The organism is Stenotrophomonas sp. YJH_SMC_17 (assembly GCF_059371655.1).
Genome location: NZ_JCAFUU010000010.1, coordinates 1 through 25,627 on the forward strand (window position 1 = coordinate 1; position 25,627 = coordinate 25,627).

Genomic DNA, 25,627 nt, shown 5'->3' on the forward strand with positions numbered 1-25,627 from the left:
AGTGCGACTCTCCAAAAGCCTCCCTGGTGAAATTAGCGCTGTGGAACCACCCGATCCCATCCCGAACTCGGAAGTGAAACGCAGCTGCGCCGATGGTAGTGTGGCTCAAGCCATGCGAGAGTAGGTCATCGCCAGGGTTTACACCCGAGAACCCCGCTGCTCACGCAGCGGGGTTTTTCTTATTAAGTGAAGGCACTGCATTTTCCGGGTTCCTTCCGCCCCAAGGGCAAGATCGCGAAGCTGGCGCTGCAAGCGCTGCTGCAACCGTCTCCCTGGTGAAATTAGCGCTGTGGAACCACCCGATCCCATCCCGAACTCGGAAGTGAAACGCAGCTGCGCCGATGGTAGTGTGGCTCAAGCCATGCGAGAGTAGGTCATCGCCAGGGTTTACACCCAAAACCCCGCTGCTCACGCAGCGGGGTTTTTCTTTGTGCGCGGGAAACGCCGGGCACGTAACCCAGGCGCCTACCTAGGTTGGTAACTCCCCACAGCAGGCACACACCGCGATCGGTGGCCAGATAGACCCACGCCATGCGTGGTGGCTCTCGGCGGGGAACCAAGGTGCCAACCAAGGTTGGCACCCACCCATGGTGGAGCGCACAAAAAAGCGGCGCCCCGTGGGGCGCCGCTCTGCTCTCAACGATGTTCAGTCGAGAATGGCCCGACTTACCTTGCCGGGGCCTTGTCCTTCATCATCGCGTCGCGAGCCGCCTTGAACGGGTTGCCCTCGTACCAGTTCGGCCAACGATCGCCACCGGCCAGTTCCTTGCCGACGCCGTACATCAGCTGCAGGTCTTCCACCGTACCGTCCAGTTTCCAGGTGGCCGCGTCGAACTCGTCCTTCGGGCCATGGTAGCGGTTGGCGCCGTAGTCCGCCGCGGCCTTGCGGCCCGCTTCCACGCCACCCTCGCGCAGGTCCTCGCCGCCATCGGCGTACAGGGCCGGCACGCCGGCCTTGGCGAAGTTGAAGTGATCCGAGCGGAAGTAGAAGCCGCTCTGCACCGAGGTCTCACCGTGCAGGGTACGGCCCTGGGCCGCAGCCAGCGGCTTGAGGATGTCCTCCAGCTCGGAGCTGCCGAAGCCAGTGACGGTCACGTCCTTGGCGCGGCCGGCCACCGACATCGCATCGATGTTGATCACACCGGCGATCTTGTCCAGCGGGAAGGTTGGGTGGGAGACGTAGTACTTGGAACCCAGCAGGCCGGACTCTTCCAGCGTCACGGCCAGGAACACCACCGAACGCTCCGGCTTCGGATCCTGGTGGGCCATGGCTTCGGCCACCTCAAGGATGCCGGCCACGCCGGTCGCGTTGTCGACCGCACCGTTGTAGATGTTGTCGCCGGTCTCACCCTCGTGCTTGCCCAAGTGATCCCAGTGCGCCATGTACAGCACGGCTTCGTCGGCACGCTTGCTGCCCGGCAGCACGCCCACCACGTTGCGCGACTGCTTCTGCGCGATCTGGCTCTTCAGGTCGACGGCCGCGGTGGCCTTCAACGGCACCGGCTTGAAGCCGCGCTTGCTGGCATCCTTGTAAGCCTGTGCCAGGTCCAGGCCGGCACCGGCAAACAGCGCCTTGGCGGCGTCGGCACTCAGCCAGCCCTGCACCGGAATACGGGCTTCCGGGTCATCCTTGGCCGGCAGGTCGTACTGCGGGCCGGCCCAGGAGTTCTTCACCACATCCCAGCCGTAGGACGCGCCCGCGGTGTCGTGCACGATCAGCGCGGCTGCGGCGCCCTTGCGGGCGGCCTCCTCGAACTTGTACGTCCAGCGACCGTAGTAGGTCATGCGCTTGCCGTCGAACAACGTTGCGTCATCGACATGGAAGCCCGGGTCGTTGACGAACATCACGACGGTCTTGCCCTTCCAATCCTGGCCGGCGTAGTCGTTCCACTTCTGTTCGGGCGCATCGACGCCGTAGCCGACGAACACCAGGTCGCTGGCGTCGACCTTCACCTCGGCCTGGCCGGTACGGGTGCCGACCACCATGTCGGTACCGAACTTCAGCTCGGTGGTCTTGCCGCCCTGGGTGATCTTCAGCACGGTCGATGCGTCGGCCGTGGTTTCGGTCATCGGCACATCCTGGAACCAGCTGTCGCCGTTGCCGGGCTGCAGGCCGATGCGCTGCATCTGGTCGCGGATGTAGTTGACCGTCAGTTCCTCACCCTTGCTGCCCGGGGCGCGGCCTTCGAATTCATCCGAAGCCAGCGTCTTGACCATCTCGGCGAAGTCGCCGGCGTTGATCTCCGGGGAGAACTGGTGAGCGGCCGGCTTCGGGGCAACGGCAGCGGTATCGGCGGCCGGCGCGGTGGCCGGCGTGTCGTCGCCTTTGCAGGCACTGAGCGCGGCCGCGGCGGCCAGGCACAGGAGGAGTTTGCGGGGCATCGTCGATTCCTGGAAAACAAAGGGCGGCCGCACGTCGTGCACGGCCGGTGTCAGCGAGTATCACCGAACCAAGCGGTCCGGTGCGCTCAGTCCGCCGGAGCGGTTTCGGTGTCGAACGGGATCGGCTCGGCGCCGGTCACCGGCCCGATACGGGCGGTGCGATGCACGTACAGCACCACCTCGCGCTCGAACTGCAGCGGACCGTTGACCACCGCATTCGGGCCGATGATCACGCGCGGCTTGCGGCTGGCGGTCAGCGAGACACTGAAGTTCGGCTTGCGCACGTGCACGCCGCCGTTGACCTGGGAACCGATGCCGACGGTGATGTCGCCGTTGACGGTCTCCACGTCCTTGCCGACGCGGCTTTCGACCAGGCCGATACCGCCGTTCACGGTCTCGACGCCGCCTTCGACCTGGCTGCCGCGGTCGCTGAAGATGCTGCCGTTGACGGTGCTGACGCTGCCGCGGGCGATCACCTCACGGCCAAGGCGCACCCCGCCGTTGACCGTTTCGATCTTGCCGGTGCGTGCACGGTCGGCGACCTTGACCCCGCCGTTGACGGTGTCGATGCTGCCGGTCTCGACGCCTTCACCGACACGGATCCCCCCGTTGACGGTGTCCAGCTTGCCGTAGCGCTGGCCAGGTTCGGCACTGATGCTGCCGTTGACCTTGCTGATGTTGTCCTGGGCGCCGGCCGGGGCGGCGACGAGCAGGACGCCCAACAACAGCGGAATGGAAAGAGTTTTCATGGGGCCTCGATGGATGTGCGGCTGGCAGGCCGCGTGCGGAGATGTCACCATTCCCCGGTACCCCCTGCAACTGCCTGAAGTCACTGGAAAGCCCTTGCGCAACAACGCCTTCCCATCACGCCGACATCACATCGCCGCTGCCCGCGGCGGGCGCTGCCTGCTGTTGGGGCTGGCCATTGCCTTGGCGCTGCCACTGCCGGGTGCCGCGCAGACCACCCGCGAGACCGAGCGCAAACTGCAGAAGCTGCGCACCGAACTGAAAGGCGTGGCGCAGGAGCGGCGGCAGATTGAAGGCCAGCGCGGCCAGGCGTCGCAGCAGTTGCGCGAGGCCGACGAGAAGGTGGCCCGCACCGGCCGTGCACTTGCGCAGACGGAAGCCGCGCTGCGCGAGCAGGGCCGCGCCCTCGCCGAAGCCGAACAGCGCCGCAACACCCTGCAGACCAACCTGGCCCAGCAGCATCGCGAGCTGGCCGGGCTGCTGCGTGCGGCGTATCAGCTGGGCAACCACGCACCGCTGAAGCTGCTGCTGTCGCAGGACACGGTGGCCGACGCCAACCGTGCACTGGCCTACCACCGCTACCTGCAGCGCGAGCGCGCACAGCGCATCACCACGCTGACTGCTGACCTGAAGGAACTGGAAGCGGTGCAGGCGCAGATCGCCGAGCGCAAGCAGAAGCTGCAGGGGACGCAGCAGGACCAGAAGCAGCAGGCAGCCGCCCTGGAAGCCGATCGCCGCGATCGCGCAAAGACGGTGGCTTCGCTGGACGAACGCTTCAAGGACCAGCGCGAGAAGGAACAGGCGCTGGGCCAGGATGCCAAGGCACTGGAAACGCTGCTGGCCAACCTGCGTGCCGCCGCGGCCCGGGCTGAAGCCGAGCGCCGCGCCGCAGCGCGCCGCGCCGCGGCCGAGAAGGCCGCCGCGGAAAAGGCCGCACGCCAGGCTGCCGCGGAGGGCCGTCCGCCGCCGCCGCCAACCAAGGTGCCGCCTGCCGTCGCCTCCGCACCGGCCCCCAAGGTCGGTGGCCTGGGCTGGCCGTTGTCGGGCAACCTGCTGGCGCGCTATGGCGGCAAGCTGCCCGATGGCCGCACCAGCAGCGGTGTGCTGATCGGCGCGCCCGCCGGCAGCACCGTTACCGCCGTGGCCGACGGCACCGTGGTGTTCTCCGACTGGATGACCGGCTACGGCATGATCCTGATCGTCGATCACGGCAACGGCTACATGAGCCTGTACGCGCACAACGACACCCTGCTGAAGGACGCCGGCGCGCGGGTCAGCCGGGGCGATGCGGTGGCCAAGGTCGGCAATTCCGGCGGACAGGGCGTCACCGCGCTGTACTTCGAGCTGCGCCGTGGCGGGCAGCCGGTGAACCCCGACAGCTGGCTGCAGCGGCGCTGAATCCAGCGCCTCCGCGTGCAGGGTGGATTCAACGGGAATTTAGCTGTGCTTCGCGCATAATCGGTGCATGTGCCTTGGGCACGATGCCAACGTCGACAGGAGTGATCCATGCGCGCAGCCCGTACCGCCACCCTCTTGCTGGCCCTGTTGCCGGCGCTGTCCTGGGCGCAGCAGACCGCGCCCGCCCCGAGCCAGGAAACCAGCGGGCAGGCAGCGAACAGCGAGGAGGCGGTGACCTCGAAGGTGCCGCTGGAGGAAATCCGCCGTTTCGTGGCCGTGTACAACGCGGTGCGCGCCGCCTATGTCGACCCGGTCGATGACAAGAAGCTGATGCAGTCAGCCGTGCGTGGCCTGCTGCTCGACCTTGATCCGCACAGCACCTACTTCAACAAGGAAGACGCGCAGGCCTTCGACGAACAGGCCAACGGCGCCTACGAAGGCATCGGCGTGGAGCTGCAGCAGCAGCCGGACAACGCCAGCATGAAGGTGATCGCGCCGATCGACGACACGCCGGCGGCCAAGGCCGGCATCCTTGCCGGTGACCTGATCATCGCCATCGACGGCAAGCCGATCAGTGCGATCGATGCCAGTGAGCCGCTGCGCGGCCCGGCCGGCAGCAAGGTGGTGCTGACGATCGTGCGCGATGGCAAGCCGAAGCCGTTCGATGTCAGCCTGACCCGCCAGACCATCCGCGTCACCAGCGTGCGCAGCCGTCTGCTGGAGCCGGGCTATGGCTACATCCGCCTCAGCACCTTCCAGGCCGATACCGGTTCGGACTTCCAGAAGCACGTACAGCAGTTGCAGAAGCAGTCCGGTGGCCAGCTCAAGGGCCTGGTGCTGGACCTGCGCAGCAACCCGGGTGGCCTGCTGACCGCCGCCGTGCAGGTGGCCGACGATCTGCTCGACAAGGGCAACATCGTCAGCACCCGCGGCCGCATCAGCATCAGTGATGCACGCTTCGATGCGACGCCGGGCGACCTGCTGAAGGGCGCACCGGTGGTGGTGCTGGCCGATGCCGGTTCGGCCAGTGCCTCGGAAGTGCTGGCCGGCGCGCTGCGCGACAACAAGCGCGCACGCGTGGTCGGCAGCCGTACCTTCGGCAAGGGTTCGGTGCAGACCGTGCTGCCGCTGGACAACGGCGACTCGGTGAAGCTGACTACCGCGCGCTATTACACGCCCAGCGGCAAGTCGATCCAGGCCACCGGCATCGTGCCGGACGTTGAGTTGAAGCCCGCCCCGACGCCGGCCGACGATGCTCTGCCGGCCAGCCTGAGCGATTACAGCGAAGCGACCTTGCCGGGCCACCTGCGCGGCGATGACGAAGGCACCGAGGGCTACCACGCCGGCGCGGTGCTGCCAGGCGACGGCCCGATCAACGATGCGCTGGCCGAACTGAAGAATCCCGGTTCGGTGGCGGCACGGTTGAAGGCCGAAGCCGCCAAGGCAGATGCGGCCAAGGCCGCGAAGGCCGCGGCGGCAAAGCCGGAAGCAAAGCCGGAAGCGAAGCCGGAAGCGAAGCCGGAAGCGAAGCCGGAAGCGAAGTCCATTCCGGTTCCGGCCAAGCCCTGACGGTAGCGCCGGGCTGTGCCCGGCGGACACCCTGCCCATACACAAGGCGAAGCGGCCGAGGCGTCGCCGGATAGAATCGGCCCATGGACGATTCGAACCTAGCGACTACGATCAGCCAACTGCTTGGTCGTGATCCGCTGCCACCTGACCGGGCCGCCACCTTGCTGGAATCCCTGGCGGTCCGCCATGGGATCGATCCGCGCTTTGTATATTGGTGGGCAGGCAAAGCGTCGGCTGATCAGACGATCCAATACGACGGCAGCGATGAAGGCCTTTCCTGCTTAGCGAAACTGCTGGCGGAAGTGAACGGCGAAATCTGCCTGGTTGCGTCAGATGAGCGCGCATCGCCGTGGCCGATCTGGACTCTGCAGGCAAGTGAACTGATTCCTTTGCTCGGCGAGTTGCCGTTCTTTGAGTACTTCGTGGTGCTGGATGACGGCGCTACGCTGCTGTTCGATACCCACCACAACACGTTGGTGGTCAGTCGCGAGTGACGCATTCAGCATCATCACGGACGGAGCAGATCCATATCGATGAAGGAGTCGAGCACGCTCGACGCTACGAACCGGCCGGTGAGCGTGGAGCCGGCCAGCGGCCGGCACTACCCGGCGTCAGAAGCCGTGGCGCTTGCGCAGGCGGCGGGCGATGGCCGCCCGCACGTAGACCCCGTACACCACGCCGAACACGAAGCCGCCGATGTGCGCCCACCAGGCCACCATGCCGAAGCTGGGGCCGATATGGGCGAACACCACCTGCAGTGCGGCCCAGACGCCGATCAGCAGGTAGGCCGGGGCACGCACGAATTCCAGGAACAGGCCGAGCGGGATCACCACGCCCAGCCGGGCGCCCGGGAACAGCGCCAGGTAGGCGCCAATCAGCGCCGACACTGCACCGCTGGCACCGATGATGATCTGGTCCGGGCTGCCCATCGTGTAGATCGCCACAAGATTGGATACCGCGCCGCCCACCAGGAACAGCAGCAGCAGGCGCCACGGCCCCAGCACCCGTTCGGCGGGCAGGCCGAAGATCAGCAGGAACACCAGGTTGCCCAGCAGGTGCGACCAGTCCGCGTGCAGGAACAGGGCGGTGAACAGCCGCAGCACGCTGCCGTCCTGCAGGGTCGCCCACCAGTCCAGCGGGTGGGTCAGGCCGGTGGACAGGGCACCCCAGTCCAGCCAGAGGCTGCCACGGGCATCGTCCGGGCGCGAGATCGACCACAGGAACGCCAGCCACAGTGCCGCAAACAGCACGGGCGTGGCCCAGCGCAGGGCCGCCTTCTTGCGGGACGGGAGCGAGACGAACATGCCAATAGCCTAGCGTGCGGCCACTTTCGGTGGGGACGGTCCTGTTCAGCTTTTGAGACGAAAAAACCGCCTGCGCTGTTATTGTTTCATTAACAGCTCTGGGTAATACTCGCATACGGCGTCGTATGTCGGGAGGGGAATCCGGCGCGCTTCGAAGGGCCCACGGGCCGATCGGGCGCAGGCGCACTCAGAGCAACATCACCGCTTACCGGAGAGAGAACTACGATGCAAACCGCTTCCACCATTGCCCGACTGACCCTGCTGGCCGTCGGCGTTGCCGGTGCGCTGGCCGCCGCCGATGCCAATGCTGCCGCCTTCCAGCTGAAGGAAAACAGCGCCAAGGGCCTGGGCCGCGCGTTCGCCGGCTCCACCTCGACCGAAGGTGACGCCTCGGTCATCGCCACCAACCCGGCCTCCATGCGCCTGCTCGACGGCACCCTGATCCAGGGCGACGTCAGCGCCATCAGCTTCGGCGCCAAGTTCCGTGGCCAGGGCAAGTACGCCAACGGCGCTCCGATTTCCGGTGGCAACGGCGGCGATGCCGGCATGATCGCCCCGGTTCCGGCCGCCTACTTCCACCTGCCGTTCGGCGAGAAGGAGAACATGCACTTCGGCGCATCGCTGACCGTGCCGTTCGGCTTCAAGACCGAATACGACCGTGACTGGGTCGGCCGCTACAACGGCGTCAAGACCGAGCTGCAGGCGATCGACCTGGGCGTGGCGTTCTCCTACGACGTCAACCCGTACCTGTCGTTCGGTGCCTCGGTATTCGCCGAGCGCCTGAACGTCGACCTGACCAGCGCCGTTGACGGTGGCAGCGCGATCAATGCCAGCGCCCAGCAGCGTGCTGCAGCCGCTGCGCTGGCCGCTGGCCGCACCCCGGCCCAGGCCGCCGCTGCCGCACAGGCCGCCGGCCGTCAGGCGGCCCAGCTCGGCTTCTCGCCGGGTACCGCCGATGGCTACCTGCGCATCAAGGGCGATGAAGTGTCCGTGGGCTACACCCTGGGCATGACCGTCACCCCGGTGGAAGGCACCAACATCGCCTTCAGCTACCGCTCGAAAGTCGAACACAAGATCACCGACGGCAAGGCCGACTTCACCATGACGCCGGCCGCCGAGCAGTTCCTGCGGACTGCGGCCCCGGGTACCTTCATCGACAGCAACGGCCGCGCGACCATCACCCTGCCGGCCAGCGCCACCGTGGGCTTCACCCACCGCGTGAACGACCAGTGGCAGATCATGGCCGAAGTCACGCGCACGGCGTGGAGCAAGTTCGACCAGGTCACCGTCGACTATGACTCCAACCAGCCGGACAGCGTGCTGCCGTTCCACTACCGCGACACCACCTTCGCGTCGATCGGTACCGAGTACCGCATGAACGAGAAGCTGACCCTGCGCGGCGGTCTCGCCTACGACCAGACCCCGACCACCGACGCCCACCGCGACGTGCGCGTGCCGGACACCACCCGCAAGTGGCTGTCGCTGGGCCTGACCTATGCCGCTTCGGACAAGATGGAATACAGCGTGGGCTACACCCACCTGTTCACCAAGGATCCGAACATCACCTCGACCTCGGCCACCGGCAACACCGTGACCGGCAAGTACAAGGTGAGCGGCGACGTGCTGGCAGCTTCGATGCAGTACAAGTTCTGATCCAGGCCCTGGCCTGAAGCAGCACGAGAGAGCCCCGCGCAAGCGGGGCTTTCTTTTTGTGGCGGCGGCCATCCATGCATGGCGTGCATCTGCTGCGGTGTGGCGGGAGCGAAACCCTTTCCGAAGGAAAGGGCTCTGACCCCAGTGCGCAGGAGTGATCCACGCATGGCGCGCGGATCAACGACAATAGCGCGATGAACCTGTCTGACCCGAACTTCCAGCTGGAGCTGGCCGCCAACATCGCCGTCGCCGGCTCGATCCTGCTGGCGGGCCGCAACAACGTGCACACCTGGTGGCTGGGCGTCGTCGGCTGCGCGCTGTTCGCGGCGGTGTTCGAGCGCTCTCACCTGTATGCAGACATGGTGCTGCAGTTCTTCTTCATCGCCATCAGCGTGCTGGGCTGGTGGCAGTGGCTGCGTGGTAACCACGGCGCGCCGCTGCCGATCACCTCCTTGCGACCACGCGCCTGGGTCTGGCTGGCGCCGCTGGCGGTGGTCGCAACCTTCGGCTACGGCTGGATGCTGACCCGCCTGACCAATGCTTATGCACCGTATATCGATTCGGCGGTGCTGGTGCTGAGCGTGATCGCGCAGATCCTGATGATGCGCCGCAAGCTGGAATCGTGGTGGGTGTGGCTGCTGGTGAATACCGTGGCGGTGCCGCTGTACTACAGCCGAGGACTGCACCTGACCTCGATCCTTTACATCGGTTTCTGGATAAACGCGCTGGTCGCCCTGCGCCACTGGCGCCTCCTGATGCGGACCGAGGCCAGGGCAGCCGATGCCGCTGCCTGAGCGCGTTGCGCGGGGCCTGGTGGTGGGAAAGTTCTGCCCGCTGCACCGCGGCCATGAACACCTGATCGACTTCGCCGCCGCGCACTGCCGGCAGCTGCTGGTGATCGGCTGGTCGCAGCCGGGCTTTGCCGGTTACAGCGCCGCCCGCCGCGAACGTTGGCTGCGGGCGCGCTTTCCGCAGGCGACGGTGGCGGTGCTGGACGATGCCCGCCTGGCCGCGCTCTGCGAACAGCACGGCCTGCCACCGCGCGCGCTGCCACGCGACAGCGACAGCGAGCAGGCGCAGCGCGATTTCACCGCCTGGCTGTGCCTGCACCTGTTTGGTGGGCCGGTGCAGGCGGTGTTCACCGGTGAAGACTACGGCGATGGTTTCGCCGCGGCGCTGGCCGCGCATTTCCACGCACCGGTGCAGCACCAGCGGCTGGAGCGCAGCCGCGATGTCGGCCAGCCCAGCGGTACCCAGCTGCGCGCTGATCCGCATGCGCTTCGGCATGGCCTAGCACCACAGGTGTATGCGGACTACGTGCAGCGCGTGGCCTTCATTGGTGGCGAATCCACCGGCAAGACCACGCTGGCGCGCGTGCTGGCCGAGCGTATGGACACGACATGGGTAGCGGAATACGGGCGGACGCTGTGGGAGATGCAGGGCGGTGACCTGCGCGAACCGGACCTGCTGCGCATCGCCGAAGAGCAGCCCCGGCGTGAGGATGCGGCGGCGCTGACGGCGCAGCGCTGGCTGTTCTGCGATACCACGCCGCTGGTAACACTGGGTTACAGCGGATGGATGTTCGGTACCGCACCGGAGCCGCTGCGACAGGCCGCGCGACGAAGGTACGACCTGCTGTTCCTGTGCGCGCCGGATATTCCGTTCGACCAGGACGGAACCCGTGTGGGCGAGGCGTTCCGGGCGCAGCAGCATGCGTGGTATCTGCAGCAGTTGCAGGTAGCAGGTGTCGAGTATGTGCTGCTGGAAGGCGATGTGGAGACGCGCATCGCACGCGTGCAGGGCGAGCTGGCGAAGCGGGCGGCCAATCGGTTCAGTGTCTCCCTGCCTCTGTAGCGCCGAGCCCATGCTCGGCTGCGCCAGGAAAGCCGAGCGTGGGCTCGGCTCTACAGGAAGCAAAGCACAAAAAAACCCCGCGTTCGCGGGGTTTTTCGTTCACTGCATGACGTCTGGAATCAGTCGCCCAGGGTCAGCAGCGAGGCGTTGCCACCGGCGGCGGTGGTGTTCACCGTCACCGTCTTTTCGGTGGCGAAGCGCAGCAGGTAGTGCGGGCCGCCGGCCTTCGGGCCGGTGCCGGACAGGCCCTGGCCGCCGAACGGCTGCACGCCGACCACCGCACCGATCTGGTTGCGGTTGACGTAGACGTTGCCGACGTGGACGCCGTTGCTGATGCGATCAACGGTTTCGTCGATGCGCGAATGCACGCCCAAGGTCAGGCCGTAGCCGGTGGCGTTGATCTGGTCGATCACCGCGTCGAGCTGGTCGCCCTTCCAGCGGATGACGTGCAGCACCGGACCGAACACTTCCTTCTGCAGCTGGGCCAGGTCCTTCAATTCATACGCACGCGGTGCGAAGAACGTGCCGTTGGCGGCTTCGGTGGACAGTTCGGCAGCAGCGATCAGGCGCGCTTCGCGGTCCATGCGCGCGGCGTGGTCCTGCAGGATCTTCAGCGCATCGGCGTCGATCACCGGGCCGACGTCGGTGGACAGCAGGCCGGGGTTGCCGACCTTCAGTTCCTTCATCGCACCGGCCAGCATGGTCATCACCTTGTCGGCGATGTCGTCCTGCACGAACAGCACGCGCGCGGCCGAGCAGCGCTGGCCGGCGGAGGTGAAGGCCGAACCGATCGCGTCCTTGACCAGCTGTTCCGGCAGCGCCGAGGAATCGGCGATGAAGGCATTCTGGCCGCCGGTTTCGGCGATCAGCACACCGATGGCGGCATCACGCGCGGCCATCGCGCGGTTGATCGCACGGGCGGTGTCGGTGGAGCCGGTGAAGGCCACGCCGGCCACGCGCGGGTCGGCGGTCAGCGCGGCACCGACGGTGGCACCGTCGCCCGGCAGGAACTGCACCACCTCGGCCGGCACGCCGGCGTCGTGCAGCAGCTTCACGGCGTAGTAGCCGATCAGGTTGGTCTGCTCGGCCGGCTTGGCGATGACGCTGTTGCCGGCGGCCAGTGCGGCGGCCACCTGGCCCAGGAAGATCGCCAGCGGGAAGTTCCACGGGCTGATGCAGACGAACACGCCGCGGCCGTGCAGCTGCAGCTCGTTGGATTCACCGGTCGGGCTGGGCAGCTTCTCGGCGTGGCTGAACTGCTCGCGCGCCTGCTTGGCGTAGTAGCGCAGGAAATCCACCGCTTCGCGCACTTCGGCGATGCTGTCGGGCAGGCTCTTGCCGGCTTCCTTCACGCACAGCGCCATGAACTCCGGCATGCGCGCTTCCAGCTGGTCGGCGGCGTGCTCGAGGATGGCGGCGCGGCTGGCGGCCGGGGTGCGGTTCCAGGCCGGCTGCGCGGCCACGGCGTTGGCCAGGGCCTTCTGCACGGTGGCAGCATCGGCGGCCAGCCACTGGCCGACCACTTCGCGGGTGTCGGCCGGGTTGGTCACCGGTAGTGTGGCGCCGGCGGGGTTCGCACCCGGCACCAGCGGAGCGGCCTGCCACGGCTTCACTGCAGCGTTGATCTGCTCGGCCAGGGCGCGCAGTTCGTTGTCGTTGGCGAGGTTGGCGCCCATGGAGTTCTTCCTGTCGTGGTTCTGGCTGCGCAGCAGGTCAACCGGCAGCGGGATCTTGGGATGCGGAATCGAAGCGAACGAGGCGACCATCTCGACCGGATCGCGGATCAGGTCAGCGATCGGCACGCGTTCGTCGGTGATGCGGTTGACGAAGCTGGAGTTGGCGCCGTTTTCCAGCAGGCGGCGCACCAGGTAGGGCAGCAGGTCTTCATGCGAACCGACCGGCGCATACACGCGGCACGGCAGGCCCAGGCGGTCGGCCGGCACCACTTCGGCGTACAGGTCGTCGCCCATGCCGTGCAGCTTCTGGTGTTCGTACACGCCACCGTTGGCGATGCTGCGCACCGCCGCGATGGTGTGCGCGTTGTGCGTGGCGAACATCGGGTAGATCGCATCGGCATGCGTGAACAGACGCTTGGCGCAGGCCAGGTAGGAGACGTCGGTGTTCTGCTTGCGGGTGAACACCGGGTAGCCCGGATAGCCTTCGATCTGCGCGCGCTTGATCTCGGCATCCCAGTAGGCGCCCTTGACCAGGCGCACCTGCAGGCGGCGACCGGCGCGGCGCGCCATGTCGGCCAGGTGGTCGATCGTGTACGGGGTGCGCTTCTGGTAGGCCTGCACGACCACGCCGAAGCCATCCCAGCCGGACAGCGAGGCATCGGAGAACACCTGCTCGATGATGTCCAGCGACAGTTCCAGGCGGTCGGACTCTTCGGCGTCGACGGTGCAGCCGATGCCGTAGCTCTTGGCCAGCTGCGCCAGTTCCAGCACGCCCGGCACCAGGTCCTTCAGCACGCGCTCGCGCTTGGCGTGCTCGTAGCGCGGGTACAGCGCCGACAGCTTGATCGAGATGCCCGGCGCGTTGTTGACGTCGCCATCCGGACGGCCGCCGCGTGCCTTGTGGTCACCGCCGATGGCGTGGATCGCACGACGGTAGTCTTCCAGGTAGCGCAGCGCGTCCTTCATGGTCAGCGCGCCTTCGCCCAGCATGTCGAACGAGTAGCGGTAGCTGGCGTTGTCACCCTTGTGCGAGCGCGCCAGCGCTTCGCTGATGGTGCGGCCCATGACGAACTGGTGGCCCATGATCTTCATGGCCTGGCGCACGGCCAGGCGCACCACCGGCTCACCGACGCGGCCGACCAGGCGCTTGAACGCGCTGGGGGCATCGGCGCGGGTGGCGTCGTTCATCTGCACCAGCTTGCCGGTCAGCATCAGGCCCCAGGTGGAGGCGTTGACCAGCACCGAGTCGCTGCCGCCCAGGTGCTTTTCCCAGTCGGCATCGGCCAGCTTGTCGCGGATCAGCTTGTCGGCGGTGTCCTGGTCCGGAATGCGCAGCAGCGCCTCGGCCACGCACATCAGCAGCACGCCTTCCTCGCTGCCCAGGTCGTACTGGCGCATGAAGGCTTCGATGGCGCCCTGGTCCTTGGCACGCACGCGCACGCGGCCGACCAGGTCGGCGGCCAGCGCCTGCACCCTGGCCTGTTCCTCGGCGGGCAGGCGGGCCTGCGCCAGCAGCTCGCGCACATGGCTGGCCTCGTCCTTCAACCAGGCATCGGTGATGGCCTGGCGGAACGGGTTGGGGGGCGCCGGCAGTTCCGGCGACAGCAGCGCGCCGGGACGCGGGGCGTCGTGCGCGGCAGGGGAGGAGGAAGGTGCGTTCATGCCGGTCCGGCCAGTGGAAAACTTGGCGATTTTAAACATTTTTGCGGCCTTCGGAAGTGCCGCGCAGACACCTTCATGAAGGGCTGATAGCCCCTAACCGTGGTGGATTTGGCGTGTTCAGCAAACTCGGTCGTATTTGTGCCGAATTCGTCATTCGCGCCGCCGACCTCATGCTGTGTTGCAGCATCGGAAAAGGTGTGAATGCACCCTTGCTACCGGCGAGAGGGCGGGGCTACCATCGAGACGTTTCCCGCGGCAGGAACGCGGTTGCGACATGATCGAGGTGCTTCCAGCTCCGGATGGGTCAGGTACGCAGCTGCGGCTGCGTCCCCCACGGGCGCTCGATGCCCGGCAGTTCGTCCTGTTGTTCACCGTGTTGTCGGGTGCGATGTGGCTGGTGTCCGCCCTTGGGTGGTTGGCCGGCAATGCATTCGCGCCCCTGTTCGCGCTGCTTTACAGCCTGGTGCTGGCGGCGGCGCTGCGTGCCTTGTGGCGCAGTGGTGAACGACAGGAGGAGATCCGGGTAGTGCCGGCGTACGTGGAGGTCATTCCCGTACCCGGTGGATCGCCGGTGTTCCGGGCCCACCCCCATTGGGTGCGCCTGCTCACCGACGATGAGAGGGTCCGGCTGGCATCCAGCGGCCGGCAGGTGGAGGTGGGGAGTTTCCTCGCGCCGGCCGAACGTCAGACGCTCGCAGAGACACTTGAAAGCTTGCTCGCCGCCAGCGATGGCGGCAACCGACGACGCTAAGGGTCTAGGCAATGAAGCAAAGCAGCAGGTGGGGCACGAAGTGCGTGAACGCGGTGGCCGCAGTGCTGGCGACCGGGGGACTGATGCCGGCGTTGGCCTGGGCCCAGGCGGCCGATCCCAAGCCGTGGCAGCTGAACATGGGCAAGGGGGTGACCCAGACCTCGCGCCTGGCCTGGGAATCGAACAACCTCTCGTTGATCATCTGCACGGTGATCGGCGTCATCGTGTTCGGGGCGATGGCCTACGCCATCTTCAAGTTCCGCAAATCCAAGGGCGCGGTCGCGGCCACCTTCAGCCACAACACCAAGGCCGAGATCATCTGGACGGTGATCCCGGTGATCATCCTGATCGTGATGGCATGGCCGGCCACGGCCAACCTGATCAAGATGTACGACACCCGCGATGCCGAGATGACGGTGAAGGTCACCGGCTACCAGTGGATGTGGAAGTACGAATACCTCGGCGAGAACGTCACCTTCACCAGTCGCCTGGACCGCGAGTCGGATCGGGTGCGGCAGAGCGGCGTCGTGCCGACCCGCGAGAGCCATCCGCACTACCTGCTGGACGTCGACAACCGCCTGGTGCTGCCGGTCGATACCAAGGTGCGCTTCGTCATCACTTCAGACGACGTGATCCACGCCTGGTGGGTGCCGGCGCTGGGTTGGAAGCAGGACGCCATCCCCGGTTTCATCAACGAGGCCTGGACCCGCATCGAGCAGCCCGGCGTGTACCGCGGCCAGTGCGCCGAGCTGTGCGGCAAGGACCACGGTTTCATGCCGATCGTGGTCGAGGCGGTGTCCAAGGAACAGTTCAAGCAGTGGCTGGCGCAGCGCAAGCCGGCACCGCCGGCCGCGCCTGCGGCACCGGCAGAACCTGCGGCACCGGCCGCCGAGGCGCCCGCGGCCCCGGCGGCGGCTGAAGCCGGCAACGCACCTGCCACCGCAGCCAGCGGCGCGTGATGTAACGCCCGTGGCCGCCTGCTGCGGCCGCGGTGACAACCGATTCTGAGAGGTGTTTTGCAATGGCGCACTCGGCAGTTGGGCACGACGATCACCATCATCACCAGAGCTTCTTCGAGCGTTGGTTCTTCTCGACCAACCACAAGGACATCGGCACGCTGTACCTGGGTTTCAGCTTCATCATGTTCATCATCGGCGCGGCGATGAGCGTGGTGATCCGCGCCGAGCTGGCGCAGCCGGGCCTGCAGTTCGTCAAGCCCGAGTTCTTCAACCAGATGACCACCGTGCACGCGCTGGTGATGATCTTCGGCGGCGTGATGCCGGCCTTCGTTGGCCTTGCCAACTGGATGATCCCGCTGCAGATCGGCGCGCCGGACATGGCGCTGCCGCGCATGAACAACTGGTCGTTCTGGCTGCTGCCGGTGGCCTTCAGCCTGTTGCTGCTGACGCTGTTCCTGCCCGGTGGTGCACCGGCCGGTGGTTGGACCCTGTACCCGCCGCTGTCCCTGCAGGGGGGCTACAACGTCGCCTTCAGCGTGTTCGCCATCCATGTGGCAGGCATCAGTTCGATCATGGGCGCGATCAACATCATCGCCACCGTGCTGAACATGCGCGCGCCGGGCATCGACCTGCTGAAGATGCCGATCTTCTGCTGGGCCTGGCTGATCACCGCGTTCCTGCTGATTGCGGTGATGCCGGTGCTGGCCGGTGCGGTGACCATGCTGCTGACCGACAAGTTCTTCGGCACCAGCTTCTTCAATGCCGCCGGTGGCGGTGACCCGGTGATGTACCAGCACATCTTCTGGTTCTTCGGGCACCCCGAGGTCTACATCATGATCCTGCCCGCCTTCGGCGTGGTCAGCGAGATCATCCCGACCTTCAGCCGCAAGCCGCTGTTCGGCTACCAGGCGATGGTGTACGCCACTGCCGCGATCGCGTTCCTGTCGTTCATCGTCTGGGCCCACCACATGTTCACCGTGGGCATGCCGCTGGGTGGCGAGATCTACTTCATGTTCGCCACGATGCTGATCTCGATCCCGACCGGCGTGAAGGTGTTCAACTGGGTCAGCACCATGTGGCGCGGCTCGCTCACCTTCGAAGCGCCGATGCTGTGGTCGGTGGCCTTCGTCATCCTGTTCACCATCGGTGGCTTCTCCGGCCTGATGCTGGCGATCGTGGCCGCCGACTTCCAGTACCACGACACCTATTTCGTGGTCGCCCACTTCCACTACGTGCTGGTGACCGGTGCGGTGTTCGCGCTGATCGCCGCGGTGTACTACTGGTGGCCAAAGTGGACCGGGCGCATGTACAGCGAGAAGTGGGCCAAGGTGCACTTCTGGTGGTCGATCGTGTTCGTCAACCTGCTGTTCTTCCCGCAGCACTTCCTCGGCCTGGCCGGCATGCCGCGCCGCATTCCCGATTACAGCGTGGCGTTTGCCGACTGGAACCTGATCAGCTCGATCGGTGCGTTCGGCATGTTCGTCACGCCGTTCATGATGGCCGCGATCCTGCTGTCCTCGCTGCGCAACGGCGAGAAGGCCGAGGCGCGCAGCTGGGAAGGTGCGCGTGGCCTGGAATGGACGCTGCCGTCGCCGGCACCGGCGCATACCTTCACCACGCCGCCGACCATCCGCCCGGGGGATCTGGCGCATGACGACATCACGCATTGAGGTGGGGCATGCATAACGAGAGCCCACTTGCCCCGTGTAGAGCCGAGCCATGCTCGGCTGACGCCTTGAGTAGAGTCGAGCCATGCCCGACTGACGACACGCAGCCGAGCATGGCTCGGCTCTACAACAGCCCGGGCGAGGCCCCGGAAAACGGCATCGAACAGCAACGCCAGCGCGCCAGGCGCACCGCCCTCTGGGTCGGCGTCATCGCGGTGCTGGTCTACGTCGGCTTCATCCTCAGTGGGGTGATCGGCCGATGAGCGACGCACCGGCCACCGGGACCTCACGCAGTGCCGGGCTGCCGCGCCTGATCGGCGTGGCGGTGGCGGTGTTCCTGCTGACGTTCTCGCTGGTGCCGCTGTATCGCATCGCCTGCGAGAAGGTATTCGGCGTGCGCCTGGAGCGCGGCCCCGGCAGCGAAGCCAGTGCCGGTGCCACGGCCGGCAAGCGCACCGTACGGGTGGAGTTCGATGGCGGCGTCAATTCGCGCCTGCCGTGGTCGTTCCACCCCGAACAGCTGACCATGGACGTGGTGCCGGGCGAGCTCAACGAGGCCCTGTACTTCGCCCGCAACGACAGCCAGCAGGCAGTGGTCGGCAGTGCGGTGCCATCGGTGGCACCGGCGCGCGCGTCGGGTTTCTTCAGCAAGACCGAATGTTTCTGTTTCACCGCGCAGACGCTGCAGGCCGGCGAGAAGCGCGACATGCCGGTGCGCTTCATCGTCGATCCGGACCTGCCGCCGGAAATCAGGACGATCACCTTGTCCTACACCTTCTACCGCAACGACGCACTCTCGGACCGGTTGGCCCCTGCGGCTACCTCCGAAGGCGCGCACGCCGCACCCTGACCCGGATACCGACATGGCCCAGACACCGACCGACGCCAACGTGTACTTCGTCCCGGCCCAGAGCAAATGGCCGTTCGTGGGTTCCATCGCGATGATGGTGACCATGGTGGGCGTGGCCAGCTGGCTCAACGACGCCAGCTGGGGACGCTGGACGTTCTACGTCGGCATCGCGATGCTGGTGCTGACCCTGTTCTGGTGGTTCAGCGACGTGGTGCGCGAATCACAGGCCGGCAACTACAACCACCAGGTCGATGGCTCGTTCCGGATGGGGATGATCTGGTTCATCTTCTCCGAAGTGATGTTCTTCGGCGCCTTCTTCGGCGCGCTGTTCTACACCCGCAACCTGGGCCTGTCCTGGCTCAGCGGCGAAGGCCGCGGGGTGATGACCAACGAGCTGCTCTGGCAGGGCTATTCCGCCGGCTGGCCGACCAACGGCCCGGCAGCGATCGGTGGTGCGTTCCAGGCCATCCCGGCCTGGGGCCTGCCGCTGATCAACACGCTGATCCTGCTCACCTCCGGCGTGACCCTGACCATCGCCCATCACGCGCTGAAGGCCGGCAACCGCCGCCAGCTGCTGATCTGGCTGGGCCTGACCGTGGTGCTCGGCCTCGGCTTCCTGACCCTGCAGGCGGAGGAGTACATCCACGCCTACAAGGAACTGAACCTGACGCTCGGCTCGGGCATCTATGGTTCGACGTTCTTCATGCTGACCGGCTTCCACGGCGCGCACGTGCTGCTGGGCACGATCATGCTGATCGTGATGTGGCTGCGTTCGGCCAAGGGACACTTCACCCGCGACAACCATTTCGGTTTCGAAGCCGCCGCGTGGTACTGGCACTTCGTCGACGTGGTGTGGCTGATGCTCTTCATGTTCGTCTACGTGCTTTGACCGCGCATGCATCGGTGGCCTCAGCCGCCGATGCCGTGCGGTTTGATCCAGCCCATGTAGATGCTCACGATCACCAGTACGATCAAAGCCACCGACACCGCGATGCGGCGTGTGAGTGCGTTGACCGTGCGCTTGGTCTGGCCGCGGTCGACCAGCAGGTAATACAGGCCGGCGCCCAGATTCCAGACGATGACGATCAGAAACGCGATTACCAGCAGGGTCTTCAGCGAATCACTCATGCGCGGCTCGAGGGCAGGGTGGATGTGCCTATCTGACCGCGTTTGCGCGGACTTGTCATGATGCGCCAGCACACGCGCGTGCTCGGATGGCTGCTGGCGGTGCTGGCAATGGCCGGTTTCACCGCATTGGGGCTGTGGCAGCTGCAGCGCATGCATGCCAAACAGGCAATGTTGGATGCACAGGGTCCAGCCGCAGCGCAGGTACTGTCGTTGGCGCAGGCGCTGGCAGCGCCCGGTGCGTTGCACGGCGTGGCCGACCACGGTCGCTTCCTTCCCGGCGTGGTGCTGCTGGACAACCAGACCCGGCACGGCCGTGCCGGAGTGAAGATCTACCGCCCGTTCCGCAGTGACGACGGCAGTGTGTTGCTGGTCGATCTGGGATGGCGCGCACTGCCGCCGGATCGCACCCTGCCGGAGCTGCCGGCCCCCCCCTCGCCGGTGGCGGTGCGTGGGTTGCTGGCGCCACCGCCGGCCGCCGGATTGGCACTCGGCCCCGCATTCTCCGCCACGGGGGAAGCGGGTCGCTGGCTGGCCAGCCGCTTGCCAGCCGAAGGCCTGGCAAGCGCGCTGGGGGTGCAGTTGCTTCCCGATCGTGTACTGCGCCTGGACCCTGCACTGCCCTTCGGTGACGAGCGCGACCTGGACCTGCTGCCGAACACCTTGCCGCCGCAGCGTCACCTGGGCTACGCCGTGCAGTGGTTCGGCCTGGCCCTGACCGTGCTGGTGGTGGCGCTGGTGCTGGAATGGCGCAGGAGGCGCGCCGTGGCCCGACCGGCATCCCGTACCCAACCATGAGAAAATGCCCCGCATGAACACTGCTACGTCCCCGCAGGCGCGCGGCTCCGGCCGCCGGACCCTGGTGCTGCTGTTTGCCGTGTTCTTCGGGGCGATGGCACTGGCTGCCGTGCTGCGCTTCTCCGGCTGGCAGCCGACCGGGCACCGTAATGCCGGCCAACTGCTGAAGCCGCCGGTGGACCTGCGCCAGCAGAGCCCGACCCTGGCCACTGGCCAGGCCTACCCGTGGAACCCCGAGGCCCGGACCTGGCGCCTGCTGGTGGCACCGGCCGGTGCCTGCGACGCGCAGTGCGTCACTTTGTCGCAGGGACTGGGCAAGGTGTGGCAGCTGTTCGGCCATAACGCCGATAATGTCGAGATCCTGTGGCTGGGTACGCCACCGGCGTCGATCGCCTCGCTGCCCGCGCTGCGGCCGCTGGCTCCGTCGCCAGCCCTGCGCGCGGCGTTGCCGGGCGTTGATGATCCGGCGGGACTGCCGGTCTACGTGATCGATCCGAACGGCTTCGTGATCATGCGCCATGCCCCCGGCAGTGACCTGGGGGGCCTGCGCAAGGACATGGCCACGTTGCTGAAACTGAAGTGAGTCCCGTTTGATGAGTCTTTCCGCGCGTCCGGCGCTGCACCGCAATTTCCACCGCCTGGCGTGGTTCGCCATGATCATGACCGCGAGCACGATCATGTTTGGCGCGTTCGTGCGCCTGTCCGACGCCGGCCTGAGCTGCCCGGACTGGCCCACCTGCTATGGCCAGGCCACCTGGCCGCAGCACGTGGAAGAAACCATTGGCCACCCGGCGGCGGAAATCCGCCCGCTGGAAACGCACAAGGCCTGGCGAGAGCAGGTGCACCGCTTCCTGGCCGGCGCGCTGGGCATCGAGATCCTGACCCTTGCGCTGCTGGCCACGCGCAAGCGGCGATTCGGAAGCACGGCGGTAGTGACCGCCTGCGTACTGGTGGCCGCCGGCATACCGCTGTACATGATGGGCTGGCATGGCACCGCCAGCGCCCTGGCGCTGATAGGCGAGGCGATCCTGCTGATCGCCGCGCTGCGCTGGAGCAACATCGACCTGGCGCGCGCTGCCCTGCTGACCCTGGCGGTGGTGATCTTCCAGGCCCTGCTGGGCATGTGGACGGTGACCCTGCTGCTCAAACCCATCGTGGTGATGGGCCACCTGCTGGGCGGCATGCTGATGTTCGCGCTGCTGGTGTGGATGGCCTGGCGCGCCACGCACATGCCGATCACCCTGGCCGAAGCGCCGAAGCTGAAGTGGCTGCTGCGCATCGGCGTGGCGGTGCTGGTCACCCAGATTGCGCTGGGGGGCTGGGTCAGCGCCAACTACGCCGCACTCGCCTGCGGCGGTGGCAGCGCCTCGCTGGACAACTTCCCGCGTTGCGCCAACCAGTGGTGGCCGCAGCACAACTTCGTCGAAGGCTTCACCCTGTGGCGTGGCATCGGCGTGGATTACGAAGGCGGCGTGCTGGATGGCGCCTCGCGCATCGCCATCCAGATGGCGCACCGCCTGTTCGCGGTAGTGGTGGCCGTCTACCTGCTGTGGCTGGGCGTGCGCCTGTTCCGGTTGCCGAGCATGCGTGGCTGGGCCAGCGCGCTGATCGCGCTGCTGGTGCTGCAGGTCACCCTCGGCATCCTCAATGTGAAGCTGGCGCTGCCGCTGGAAGTGGCGGTGGCCCACAACGGCGTGGCCGTTGCCCTGTTGTTCGTACTGGTCAGCCTGCTGGCCCGCCTGCGTGCCCCGGACTGATTCCATGTTTTCCAATTACCGCCAGTACTGGGACCTGACCAAGCCCAAGGTCGTTGCGCTCATTGTCTTTACCGCCCTGGTCGGCATGGTCCTGGCCATCCCCGGCGTGCCCAGCTGGGAGCAGGTGCGCGCAGGCGTGCTCGGCTTCCTCGGTATCTGGCTGGCCGCTTCGGCCGCCGCCGCGATCAACCAGCTGCTGGATGCGCACATCGATGCGCAGATGGCCCGCACCTCGTGGCGCCCGCTGGTGGTGGGCAAGGTCAAGCCGTGGCAGGTGCTGGTGTTCGCCGGCGTGCTGATCGTGCTGTCGATGACCCTCCTGGTGCTGTGGGTGAACCTGATCACCGCGGTGCTGACCTTCGCCTCGCTGATCGGCTACGCGGTGATCTACACCGTGTACCTGAAGCGTGCGACCTCGCAGAACATCGTCATCGGTGGCCTGGCCGGCGCGATGCCGCCGATGCTGGGCTGGGCCGCGGTGACTGGCATGCAGGGCTCGTCGGACTGGGCGTACTCGTCGCTGCTGGTGCTGATCATCTTCATCTGGACGCCGCCGCACTTCTGGGCGCTGGCGATCTTCCGCCGCGAGGACTACGCCAAGGCCGAAATCCCGATGCTGCCGGTGACCCACGGCGTGGTGCACACCCGCAAGCAGATCATGGTGTATTCGGTGGTGCTGGCCCTGGTCTGCCTGCTGCCGTACCTGGTGGGCATGAGCGGCGCGTTCTACCTGGGCGGCGCGATCGTGCTCAACGCTGTGTTCCTCTGGTACGCCTGGCGCATGCTGAACCCGCCGGATGAATTGTTCTCGATGAAGATGTTCTATTACTCCATCGTGTACCTGATGGCGTTGTTCGCCTTCCTGCTGGTGGACCACTGGATCCTGCCCTGGTTGTAAAGCGCCACCTGTAGAGCCGAGCCCATGCTCGGCTGAGGGGTGGTTGGAAGAGCAGCCGAGCGTGGGCTCGGCTCTATACTTGATCTCCTCCAACGGCGTCGCCATTGCTGTTCCTGACCCCAAGGAAAGGAGCGAGCACGGATGCATTCGATTTTCCGCTGGACCACCGCGCTGCTGCTGGTGCTGGGCATGGCCTTCACTGCGCATGCCGCCGACGACACCGTCGCGCAGATCCGCCAGCACGCCGGTGATCACCGCCTGCTGGTACTGGGCGAATTCCACGGTACCCGCGAGACACCGCTACTGGTTCGGGAACTGATGGAGGCATACGCAGCCGATGGCACTCCGGTGCGGTTGGCATTGGAGCTACCGACTGACGAAAACGCCGCGCTGGCGACCTATCTGGCGTCTTCCGGCACTGCCAAGGCGCGCGCTGCATTGCGTGGCACGCCGTACTGGAGCGTCCGCAGCCGCATGCATGACGGCCGTCGCAGCAAGGACATGCTCGACCTGATCGAAGCGGCGCGCGCGCTGCGTAGCCGGGGGCGCGACGTGCAGGTATTCGGTTTTGATCGCGTGCTACCTGCCGAAACGGCGGGTAGTGGGGCTCGCGACCGGGCGATGGCCGAAGAGGTCCGCGTGCGCGCAAAGGCATTGCCGAACAACGCACGGCTGCTGGTGCTGACCGGCAATGTGCATGGCATGCGTACGCAGCCGAAGATGATTGCATACCCCCCGATGACGGCATTGCTGAACGATCTGGAGCTCTACAACGTGCGTATCGAGGCGCGTGGCGGGGAGGGTTGGGGCTGTGCCGCCCCTGGACGTTGCGAGGCGCGCCAGTTGCCGGGTCATGCCGGGACATCGCCCAGGGTGGATACCGGTGCTGACCGCAGCTACGACCTGAGGGTATGGCTGCCGCGATTCAGCGTGGCGCGGCTGCTGGACAGTGATTCGGTCTGGTGATCATCCACGCGTGACGTGGATTCAACTGCGCCGTTCAACCGCCAGCCGAGCGTGGGCTCGGCTCTACAGTAGATCCACGCCATGCGTGGATGCTCTCCCCGTCGGGTCAGGGCTTGCGCCTGGCGTAGCGCTGCGCGATCACACCGCAGACGATCAGCTGGATCTGGTGATAGATCATCACCGGCAGCACAATCGCACCCAGGCTGCCACCGGCGAACAACACTTTGGCGATCGGCACACCCGTGGCCAGGCTCTTCTTCGAGCCGCAGAACACGATGGCGATCTCGTCCTCGCGGTTGAAGCGCAGGCGGCGGGCGATGAAGGTGATCAGCGGCATGGCGATACCCAGCAGCACTGCGGCCACCACTGCCACGGCCAGCAACGAGAGCAGCGGCGTCTTGCTCCACAGCCCTTCGGTCACTGCCTCGCCGAACGCCGAGTACACCACCAGCAGGATGGTGGCCTGGTCGGTGTAGCGCAGCAGCGCGCGCTGCCGTTCCACCCAGCCGGCAATCCACGGCCGCAGCAGGTGGCCGGCCACGAACGGGACCAGCAGCTGCAGCATGATGCCGCCGATGGCATGCAGCGGGTCGTGCACGCCGCCGGAGGTGCCGGCCAGCGCAGTCAGCAGCAGCGGGGTCAGGAATACGCCGAGGATGCTCGACAACGAGGCACTGCACACCGCTGCAGGCACATTGCCGCGGGCCATCGAGGTGAACGCGATGGACGACTGCACGGTGGACGGCAACGTACACAGGAACAGCACGCCCAGGTACAGCTCCGGCGTCAGCAGCCAGCCCGACAGCGGCTTGAACAGCAGGCCCAGCAGCGGGAACAGGATGAAGGTGCAGGCCAGGATGGTCAGGTGCAGGCGCCAGTGCAGCATGCCGCCGATGATCGATTCGCGCGGCAGGCGCGCGCCATGCAGGAAGAACAGCGCGGCGATGGCCACGGTGGTGACATCGTCCAGCACGATGGCGGCTGCGCCCTTCATCGGCAGCAGCGAAGCCAGGCCAACAGTGCACAGCAGGGCGAGCGTGAAGTTGTCGGGTCGCAGGCGCGACCACCAGCGGGTCATGGTGGACAGGATCCTTGAGCGGTGGGGGGTCAGGGCGAAGCGGCTGGCGTGGCCAGGCGCTGGCGGGTGGCGGCTCCCAGCGACTTCAGGCCGGCACGCTGGCCCAGCTGAAGGGCCTGTTCCGGGCTGGCATGTTCGTAGCGTGCATTGACCAGCCCGAGCACGGCACCGGCGCGGTTGCCGGAGGCACAGTGCAGCAGCACCGGCCCTTGGCTCTGCTGCAGGGTCTGATGCACGGCGCGCACATTGGGCGCATCCAGCCCCTCGGCGCCGGCCACCGGAATGCGTACATAGCGCAGGCCCAGCGATTCGGCCACCTGGGTTTCATCGAAACCGTGGTCCTCGTCGGACTGGCGCAGGTCGATCACCGTGCGCACACCCTGTGCAGCCAGTTCGCGCAGTTGTGCGGCACTGGGCTGGCCGCCGGCATACAGGCCCGGACGGACTTCATTGAGCGGGCCATCTGCGGCCAGGGCCGCCAGCGGCAGGCAGAGCGACGACAACAGCAGGCAGGTCAGGCGCAGCAGCATGGT

At 66.6% G+C, this 25,627-nt stretch carries 24 protein-coding genes and 2 rRNA genes; 19 read left to right on the plus strand and 7 right to left on the minus strand.

Features of this window, described 5'->3' with window-relative positions:
- Positions 1 to 22: 22 nt before the first annotated feature.
- Together rrf (AC5P8Z_RS18500) and rrf (AC5P8Z_RS18505) are read left to right on the plus strand one after the other, a co-directional pair.
- A 5S ribosomal RNA gene (gene rrf, locus AC5P8Z_RS18500) occupies positions 23 to 137 on the plus strand.
- 134 nt (positions 138 to 271) lie between these two features.
- Positions 272 to 386, plus strand: a 5S ribosomal RNA gene (gene rrf, locus AC5P8Z_RS18505).
- A gap of 280 nt (positions 387 to 666) precedes the next feature.
- Here the strand turns inward: rrf (AC5P8Z_RS18505) and AC5P8Z_RS18510 are convergent.
- Entirely contained in the window at positions 667 to 2,382 is a 1,716-nt protein-coding gene (locus AC5P8Z_RS18510) for a M28 family metallopeptidase (protein ID WP_495229715.1), read from the minus strand.
- An 86-nt stretch (positions 2,383 to 2,468) separates the two neighbouring features.
- On the minus strand, positions 2,469 to 3,131 hold the full coding sequence (locus tag AC5P8Z_RS18515) for a DUF4097 family beta strand repeat-containing protein (RefSeq protein ID WP_286070706.1): 663 nt from the start codon (positions 3,129 to 3,131) through the stop codon (positions 2,469 to 2,471).
- Positions 3,132 to 3,225: 94 nt separating this feature from the next.
- Between AC5P8Z_RS18515 and AC5P8Z_RS18520 the strand changes: the two genes are divergently transcribed.
- The 3 genes from AC5P8Z_RS18520 to AC5P8Z_RS18530 all read left to right on the plus strand — a co-directional run bounded on the left by AC5P8Z_RS18520 (position 3,226) and on the right by AC5P8Z_RS18530 (position 6,590).
- On the plus strand, positions 3,226 to 4,527 hold the full coding sequence (locus tag AC5P8Z_RS18520; protein ID WP_495229716.1) for a murein hydrolase activator EnvC family protein: 1,302 nt from the start codon (positions 3,226 to 3,228) through the stop codon (positions 4,525 to 4,527).
- A gap of 108 nt (positions 4,528 to 4,635) precedes the next feature.
- Complete coding sequence (locus AC5P8Z_RS18525) at positions 4,636 to 6,096, plus strand: S41 family peptidase (RefSeq protein WP_495229717.1); 1,461 nt, start codon at positions 4,636 to 4,638, stop codon at positions 6,094 to 6,096.
- Between the two features lie 83 nt (positions 6,097 to 6,179).
- Positions 6,180 to 6,590 carry a hypothetical protein gene (locus tag AC5P8Z_RS18530; protein WP_495229718.1) on the plus strand — a complete coding sequence of 137 codons (411 nt, stop codon included), beginning with the start codon at positions 6,180 to 6,182 and terminating at the stop codon, positions 6,588 to 6,590.
- Positions 6,591 to 6,707: 117 nt separating this feature from the next.
- Here the strand turns inward: AC5P8Z_RS18530 and AC5P8Z_RS18535 are convergent, their stop codons facing one another.
- On the minus strand, positions 6,708 to 7,400 hold the full coding sequence (locus AC5P8Z_RS18535; RefSeq protein WP_019662230.1) for a rhomboid family intramembrane serine protease: 693 nt from the start codon (positions 7,398 to 7,400) through the stop codon (positions 6,708 to 6,710).
- A 225-nt stretch (positions 7,401 to 7,625) separates the two neighbouring features.
- On the opposite strand from AC5P8Z_RS18535, the gene AC5P8Z_RS18540 reads away from it, so the two are divergent.
- The 3 genes from AC5P8Z_RS18540 (at position 7,626) to AC5P8Z_RS18550 (ending at position 10,907) form a co-directional block, all read left to right on the plus strand.
- Positions 7,626 to 9,053: an outer membrane protein transport protein gene (locus AC5P8Z_RS18540; RefSeq protein WP_286070709.1), complete on the plus strand. Its 1,428-nt coding sequence runs from the start codon at positions 7,626 to 7,628 to the stop codon at positions 9,051 to 9,053.
- Between the two features lie 194 nt (positions 9,054 to 9,247).
- Positions 9,248 to 9,847, plus strand: coding sequence for a nicotinamide riboside transporter PnuC (pnuC, locus tag AC5P8Z_RS18545; protein WP_286070710.1), 600 nt, complete (start codon positions 9,248 to 9,250; stop codon positions 9,845 to 9,847).
- Complete coding sequence (locus AC5P8Z_RS18550) at positions 9,834 to 10,907, plus strand: AAA family ATPase (protein ID WP_495229719.1); 1,074 nt, start codon at positions 9,834 to 9,836, stop codon at positions 10,905 to 10,907. The genes pnuC and AC5P8Z_RS18550 overlap by 14 nt, the downstream gene beginning before the upstream one ends.
- A 119-nt stretch (positions 10,908 to 11,026) precedes the next feature.
- Here the strand turns inward: AC5P8Z_RS18550 and putA are convergent, their stop codons facing one another.
- A complete protein-coding gene (gene putA / locus AC5P8Z_RS18555) occupies positions 11,027 to 14,245 on the minus strand; it encodes a bifunctional proline dehydrogenase/L-glutamate gamma-semialdehyde dehydrogenase PutA (protein ID WP_286070712.1) in 3,219 nt (1,072 codons plus the stop codon).
- Positions 14,246 to 14,519: 274 nt separating this feature from the next.
- Between putA and AC5P8Z_RS18560 the strand changes: the two genes are divergently transcribed.
- The 6 genes from AC5P8Z_RS18560 to AC5P8Z_RS18585 all read left to right on the plus strand — a co-directional run bounded on the left by AC5P8Z_RS18560 (position 14,520) and on the right by AC5P8Z_RS18585 (position 19,361).
- Positions 14,520 to 14,996 carry a DUF2244 domain-containing protein gene (locus AC5P8Z_RS18560; protein WP_004153894.1) on the plus strand — a complete coding sequence of 159 codons (477 nt, stop codon included), beginning with the start codon at positions 14,520 to 14,522 and terminating at the stop codon, positions 14,994 to 14,996.
- An 11-nt stretch (positions 14,997 to 15,007) separates the two neighbouring features.
- Positions 15,008 to 15,955, plus strand: coding sequence for a cytochrome c oxidase subunit II (gene coxB, locus AC5P8Z_RS18565; protein ID WP_495229720.1), 948 nt, complete (start codon positions 15,008 to 15,010; stop codon positions 15,953 to 15,955).
- Positions 15,956 to 16,017: 62 nt separating this feature from the next.
- Positions 16,018 to 17,625, plus strand: coding sequence for a cytochrome c oxidase subunit I (gene ctaD, locus AC5P8Z_RS18570; protein ID WP_005407790.1), 1,608 nt, complete (start codon positions 16,018 to 16,020; stop codon positions 17,623 to 17,625).
- Positions 17,626 to 17,633: 8 nt separating this feature from the next.
- Entirely contained in the window at positions 17,634 to 17,885 is a 252-nt protein-coding gene (locus AC5P8Z_RS18575; protein ID WP_495229721.1) for a hypothetical protein, read from the plus strand.
- Positions 17,882 to 18,472 carry a cytochrome c oxidase assembly protein gene (locus tag AC5P8Z_RS18580; RefSeq protein WP_286070715.1) on the plus strand — a complete coding sequence of 197 codons (591 nt, stop codon included), beginning with the start codon at positions 17,882 to 17,884 and terminating at the stop codon, positions 18,470 to 18,472. Before AC5P8Z_RS18575 ends, AC5P8Z_RS18580 begins: the two co-directional genes overlap by 4 nt.
- 13 nt (positions 18,473 to 18,485) lie before the next feature.
- Positions 18,486 to 19,361, plus strand: coding sequence for a cytochrome c oxidase subunit 3 (locus AC5P8Z_RS18585; protein ID WP_495229722.1), 876 nt, complete (start codon positions 18,486 to 18,488; stop codon positions 19,359 to 19,361).
- 20 nt (positions 19,362 to 19,381) lie between these two features.
- Here AC5P8Z_RS18585 and AC5P8Z_RS18590 read toward each other — a convergent pair whose 3' ends face one another.
- Positions 19,382 to 19,600: a twin transmembrane helix small protein gene (locus AC5P8Z_RS18590; RefSeq protein WP_008264755.1), complete on the minus strand. Its 219-nt coding sequence runs from the start codon at positions 19,598 to 19,600 to the stop codon at positions 19,382 to 19,384.
- 57 nt (positions 19,601 to 19,657) lie between these two features.
- On the opposite strand from AC5P8Z_RS18590, the gene AC5P8Z_RS18595 reads away from it, so the two are divergent.
- The 5 genes from AC5P8Z_RS18595 to AC5P8Z_RS18615 all read left to right on the plus strand — a co-directional run bounded on the left by AC5P8Z_RS18595 (position 19,658) and on the right by AC5P8Z_RS18615 (position 24,016).
- Positions 19,658 to 20,395, plus strand: coding sequence for an SURF1 family protein (locus tag AC5P8Z_RS18595; RefSeq protein ID WP_286070716.1), 738 nt, complete (start codon positions 19,658 to 19,660; stop codon positions 20,393 to 20,395).
- Positions 20,396 to 20,408: 13 nt separating this feature from the next.
- Positions 20,409 to 20,978, plus strand: a complete 570-nt coding sequence (locus AC5P8Z_RS18600) for a redox-active disulfide-containing membrane protein (RefSeq protein WP_111111327.1) — start codon at positions 20,409 to 20,411, stop codon at positions 20,976 to 20,978.
- A 10-nt stretch (positions 20,979 to 20,988) separates the two neighbouring features.
- Entirely contained in the window at positions 20,989 to 22,152 is a 1,164-nt protein-coding gene (locus tag AC5P8Z_RS18605) for a COX15/CtaA family protein (protein WP_057501836.1), read from the plus strand.
- 4 nt (positions 22,153 to 22,156) lie between these two features.
- Positions 22,157 to 23,050 (plus strand): heme o synthase, encoded by an 894-nt coding sequence (gene cyoE / locus AC5P8Z_RS18610; protein WP_019662220.1) that lies wholly within the window; start codon positions 22,157 to 22,159, stop codon positions 23,048 to 23,050.
- A 141-nt stretch (positions 23,051 to 23,191) separates the two neighbouring features.
- Positions 23,192 to 24,016, plus strand: coding sequence for a calcium-binding protein (locus AC5P8Z_RS18615; RefSeq protein ID WP_495229723.1), 825 nt, complete (start codon positions 23,192 to 23,194; stop codon positions 24,014 to 24,016).
- 106 nt (positions 24,017 to 24,122) lie between these two features.
- Here the strand turns inward: AC5P8Z_RS18615 and AC5P8Z_RS18620 are convergent, their stop codons facing one another.
- On the minus strand, positions 24,123 to 25,094 hold the full coding sequence (locus AC5P8Z_RS18620; protein ID WP_286070719.1) for a bile acid:sodium symporter family protein: 972 nt from the start codon (positions 25,092 to 25,094) through the stop codon (positions 24,123 to 24,125).
- Positions 25,095 to 25,123: 29 nt separating this feature from the next.
- A complete protein-coding gene (locus AC5P8Z_RS18625) occupies positions 25,124 to 25,624 on the minus strand; it encodes a protein tyrosine phosphatase family protein (RefSeq protein ID WP_495229724.1) in 501 nt (166 codons plus the stop codon).
- Positions 25,625 to 25,627 lie beyond the last annotated feature (3 nt).

Excerpts from the sequence above, each read along its gene's own strand:
- AC5P8Z_RS18510 (WP_495229715.1), bottom strand. The coding sequence starts at position 2,382 with ATGCCCCGCAAACTCCTCCTGTGCCTGGCCGCCGCGGCCGCGCTCAGT.
- AC5P8Z_RS18515 (WP_286070706.1), bottom strand. The coding sequence starts at position 3,131 with ATGAAAACTCTTTCCATTCCGCTGTTGTTGGGCGTCCTGCTCGTCGCC.
- AC5P8Z_RS18525 (WP_495229717.1), top strand. The coding sequence starts at position 4,636 with ATGCGCGCAGCCCGTACCGCCACCCTCTTGCTGGCCCTGTTGCCGGCG.
- AC5P8Z_RS18530 (WP_495229718.1), top strand. The coding sequence starts at position 6,180 with ATGGACGATTCGAACCTAGCGACTACGATCAGCCAACTGCTTGGTCGT.
- AC5P8Z_RS18535 (WP_019662230.1), bottom strand. The coding sequence starts at position 7,400 with ATGTTCGTCTCGCTCCCGTCCCGCAAGAAGGCGGCCCTGCGCTGGGCC.
- AC5P8Z_RS18540 (WP_286070709.1), top strand. The coding sequence starts at position 7,626 with ATGCAAACCGCTTCCACCATTGCCCGACTGACCCTGCTGGCCGTCGGC.
- pnuC (WP_286070710.1), top strand. The coding sequence starts at position 9,248 with ATGAACCTGTCTGACCCGAACTTCCAGCTGGAGCTGGCCGCCAACATC.
- AC5P8Z_RS18550 (WP_495229719.1), top strand. The coding sequence starts at position 9,834 with ATGCCGCTGCCTGAGCGCGTTGCGCGGGGCCTGGTGGTGGGAAAGTTC.
- putA (WP_286070712.1), bottom strand. The coding sequence starts at position 14,245 with ATGAACGCACCTTCCTCCTCCCCTGCCGCGCACGACGCCCCGCGTCCC.
- AC5P8Z_RS18560 (WP_004153894.1), top strand. The coding sequence starts at position 14,520 with ATGATCGAGGTGCTTCCAGCTCCGGATGGGTCAGGTACGCAGCTGCGG.
- coxB (WP_495229720.1), top strand. The coding sequence starts at position 15,008 with ATGAAGCAAAGCAGCAGGTGGGGCACGAAGTGCGTGAACGCGGTGGCC.
- ctaD (WP_005407790.1), top strand. The coding sequence starts at position 16,018 with ATGGCGCACTCGGCAGTTGGGCACGACGATCACCATCATCACCAGAGC.
- AC5P8Z_RS18575 (WP_495229721.1), top strand. The coding sequence starts at position 17,634 with ATGCATAACGAGAGCCCACTTGCCCCGTGTAGAGCCGAGCCATGCTCG.
- AC5P8Z_RS18580 (WP_286070715.1), top strand. The coding sequence starts at position 17,882 with ATGAGCGACGCACCGGCCACCGGGACCTCACGCAGTGCCGGGCTGCCG.
- AC5P8Z_RS18585 (WP_495229722.1), top strand. The coding sequence starts at position 18,486 with ATGGCCCAGACACCGACCGACGCCAACGTGTACTTCGTCCCGGCCCAG.
- AC5P8Z_RS18590 (WP_008264755.1), bottom strand. The coding sequence starts at position 19,600 with ATGAGTGATTCGCTGAAGACCCTGCTGGTAATCGCGTTTCTGATCGTC.
- AC5P8Z_RS18595 (WP_286070716.1), top strand. The coding sequence starts at position 19,658 with ATGATGCGCCAGCACACGCGCGTGCTCGGATGGCTGCTGGCGGTGCTG.
- AC5P8Z_RS18600 (WP_111111327.1), top strand. The coding sequence starts at position 20,409 with ATGAACACTGCTACGTCCCCGCAGGCGCGCGGCTCCGGCCGCCGGACC.
- AC5P8Z_RS18605 (WP_057501836.1), top strand. The coding sequence starts at position 20,989 with ATGAGTCTTTCCGCGCGTCCGGCGCTGCACCGCAATTTCCACCGCCTG.
- cyoE (WP_019662220.1), top strand. The coding sequence starts at position 22,157 with ATGTTTTCCAATTACCGCCAGTACTGGGACCTGACCAAGCCCAAGGTC.
- AC5P8Z_RS18615 (WP_495229723.1), top strand. The coding sequence starts at position 23,192 with ATGCATTCGATTTTCCGCTGGACCACCGCGCTGCTGCTGGTGCTGGGC.
- AC5P8Z_RS18620 (WP_286070719.1), bottom strand. The coding sequence starts at position 25,094 with ATGACCCGCTGGTGGTCGCGCCTGCGACCCGACAACTTCACGCTCGCC.
- AC5P8Z_RS18625 (WP_495229724.1), bottom strand. The coding sequence starts at position 25,624 with ATGCTGCTGCGCCTGACCTGCCTGCTGTTGTCGTCGCTCTGCCTGCCG.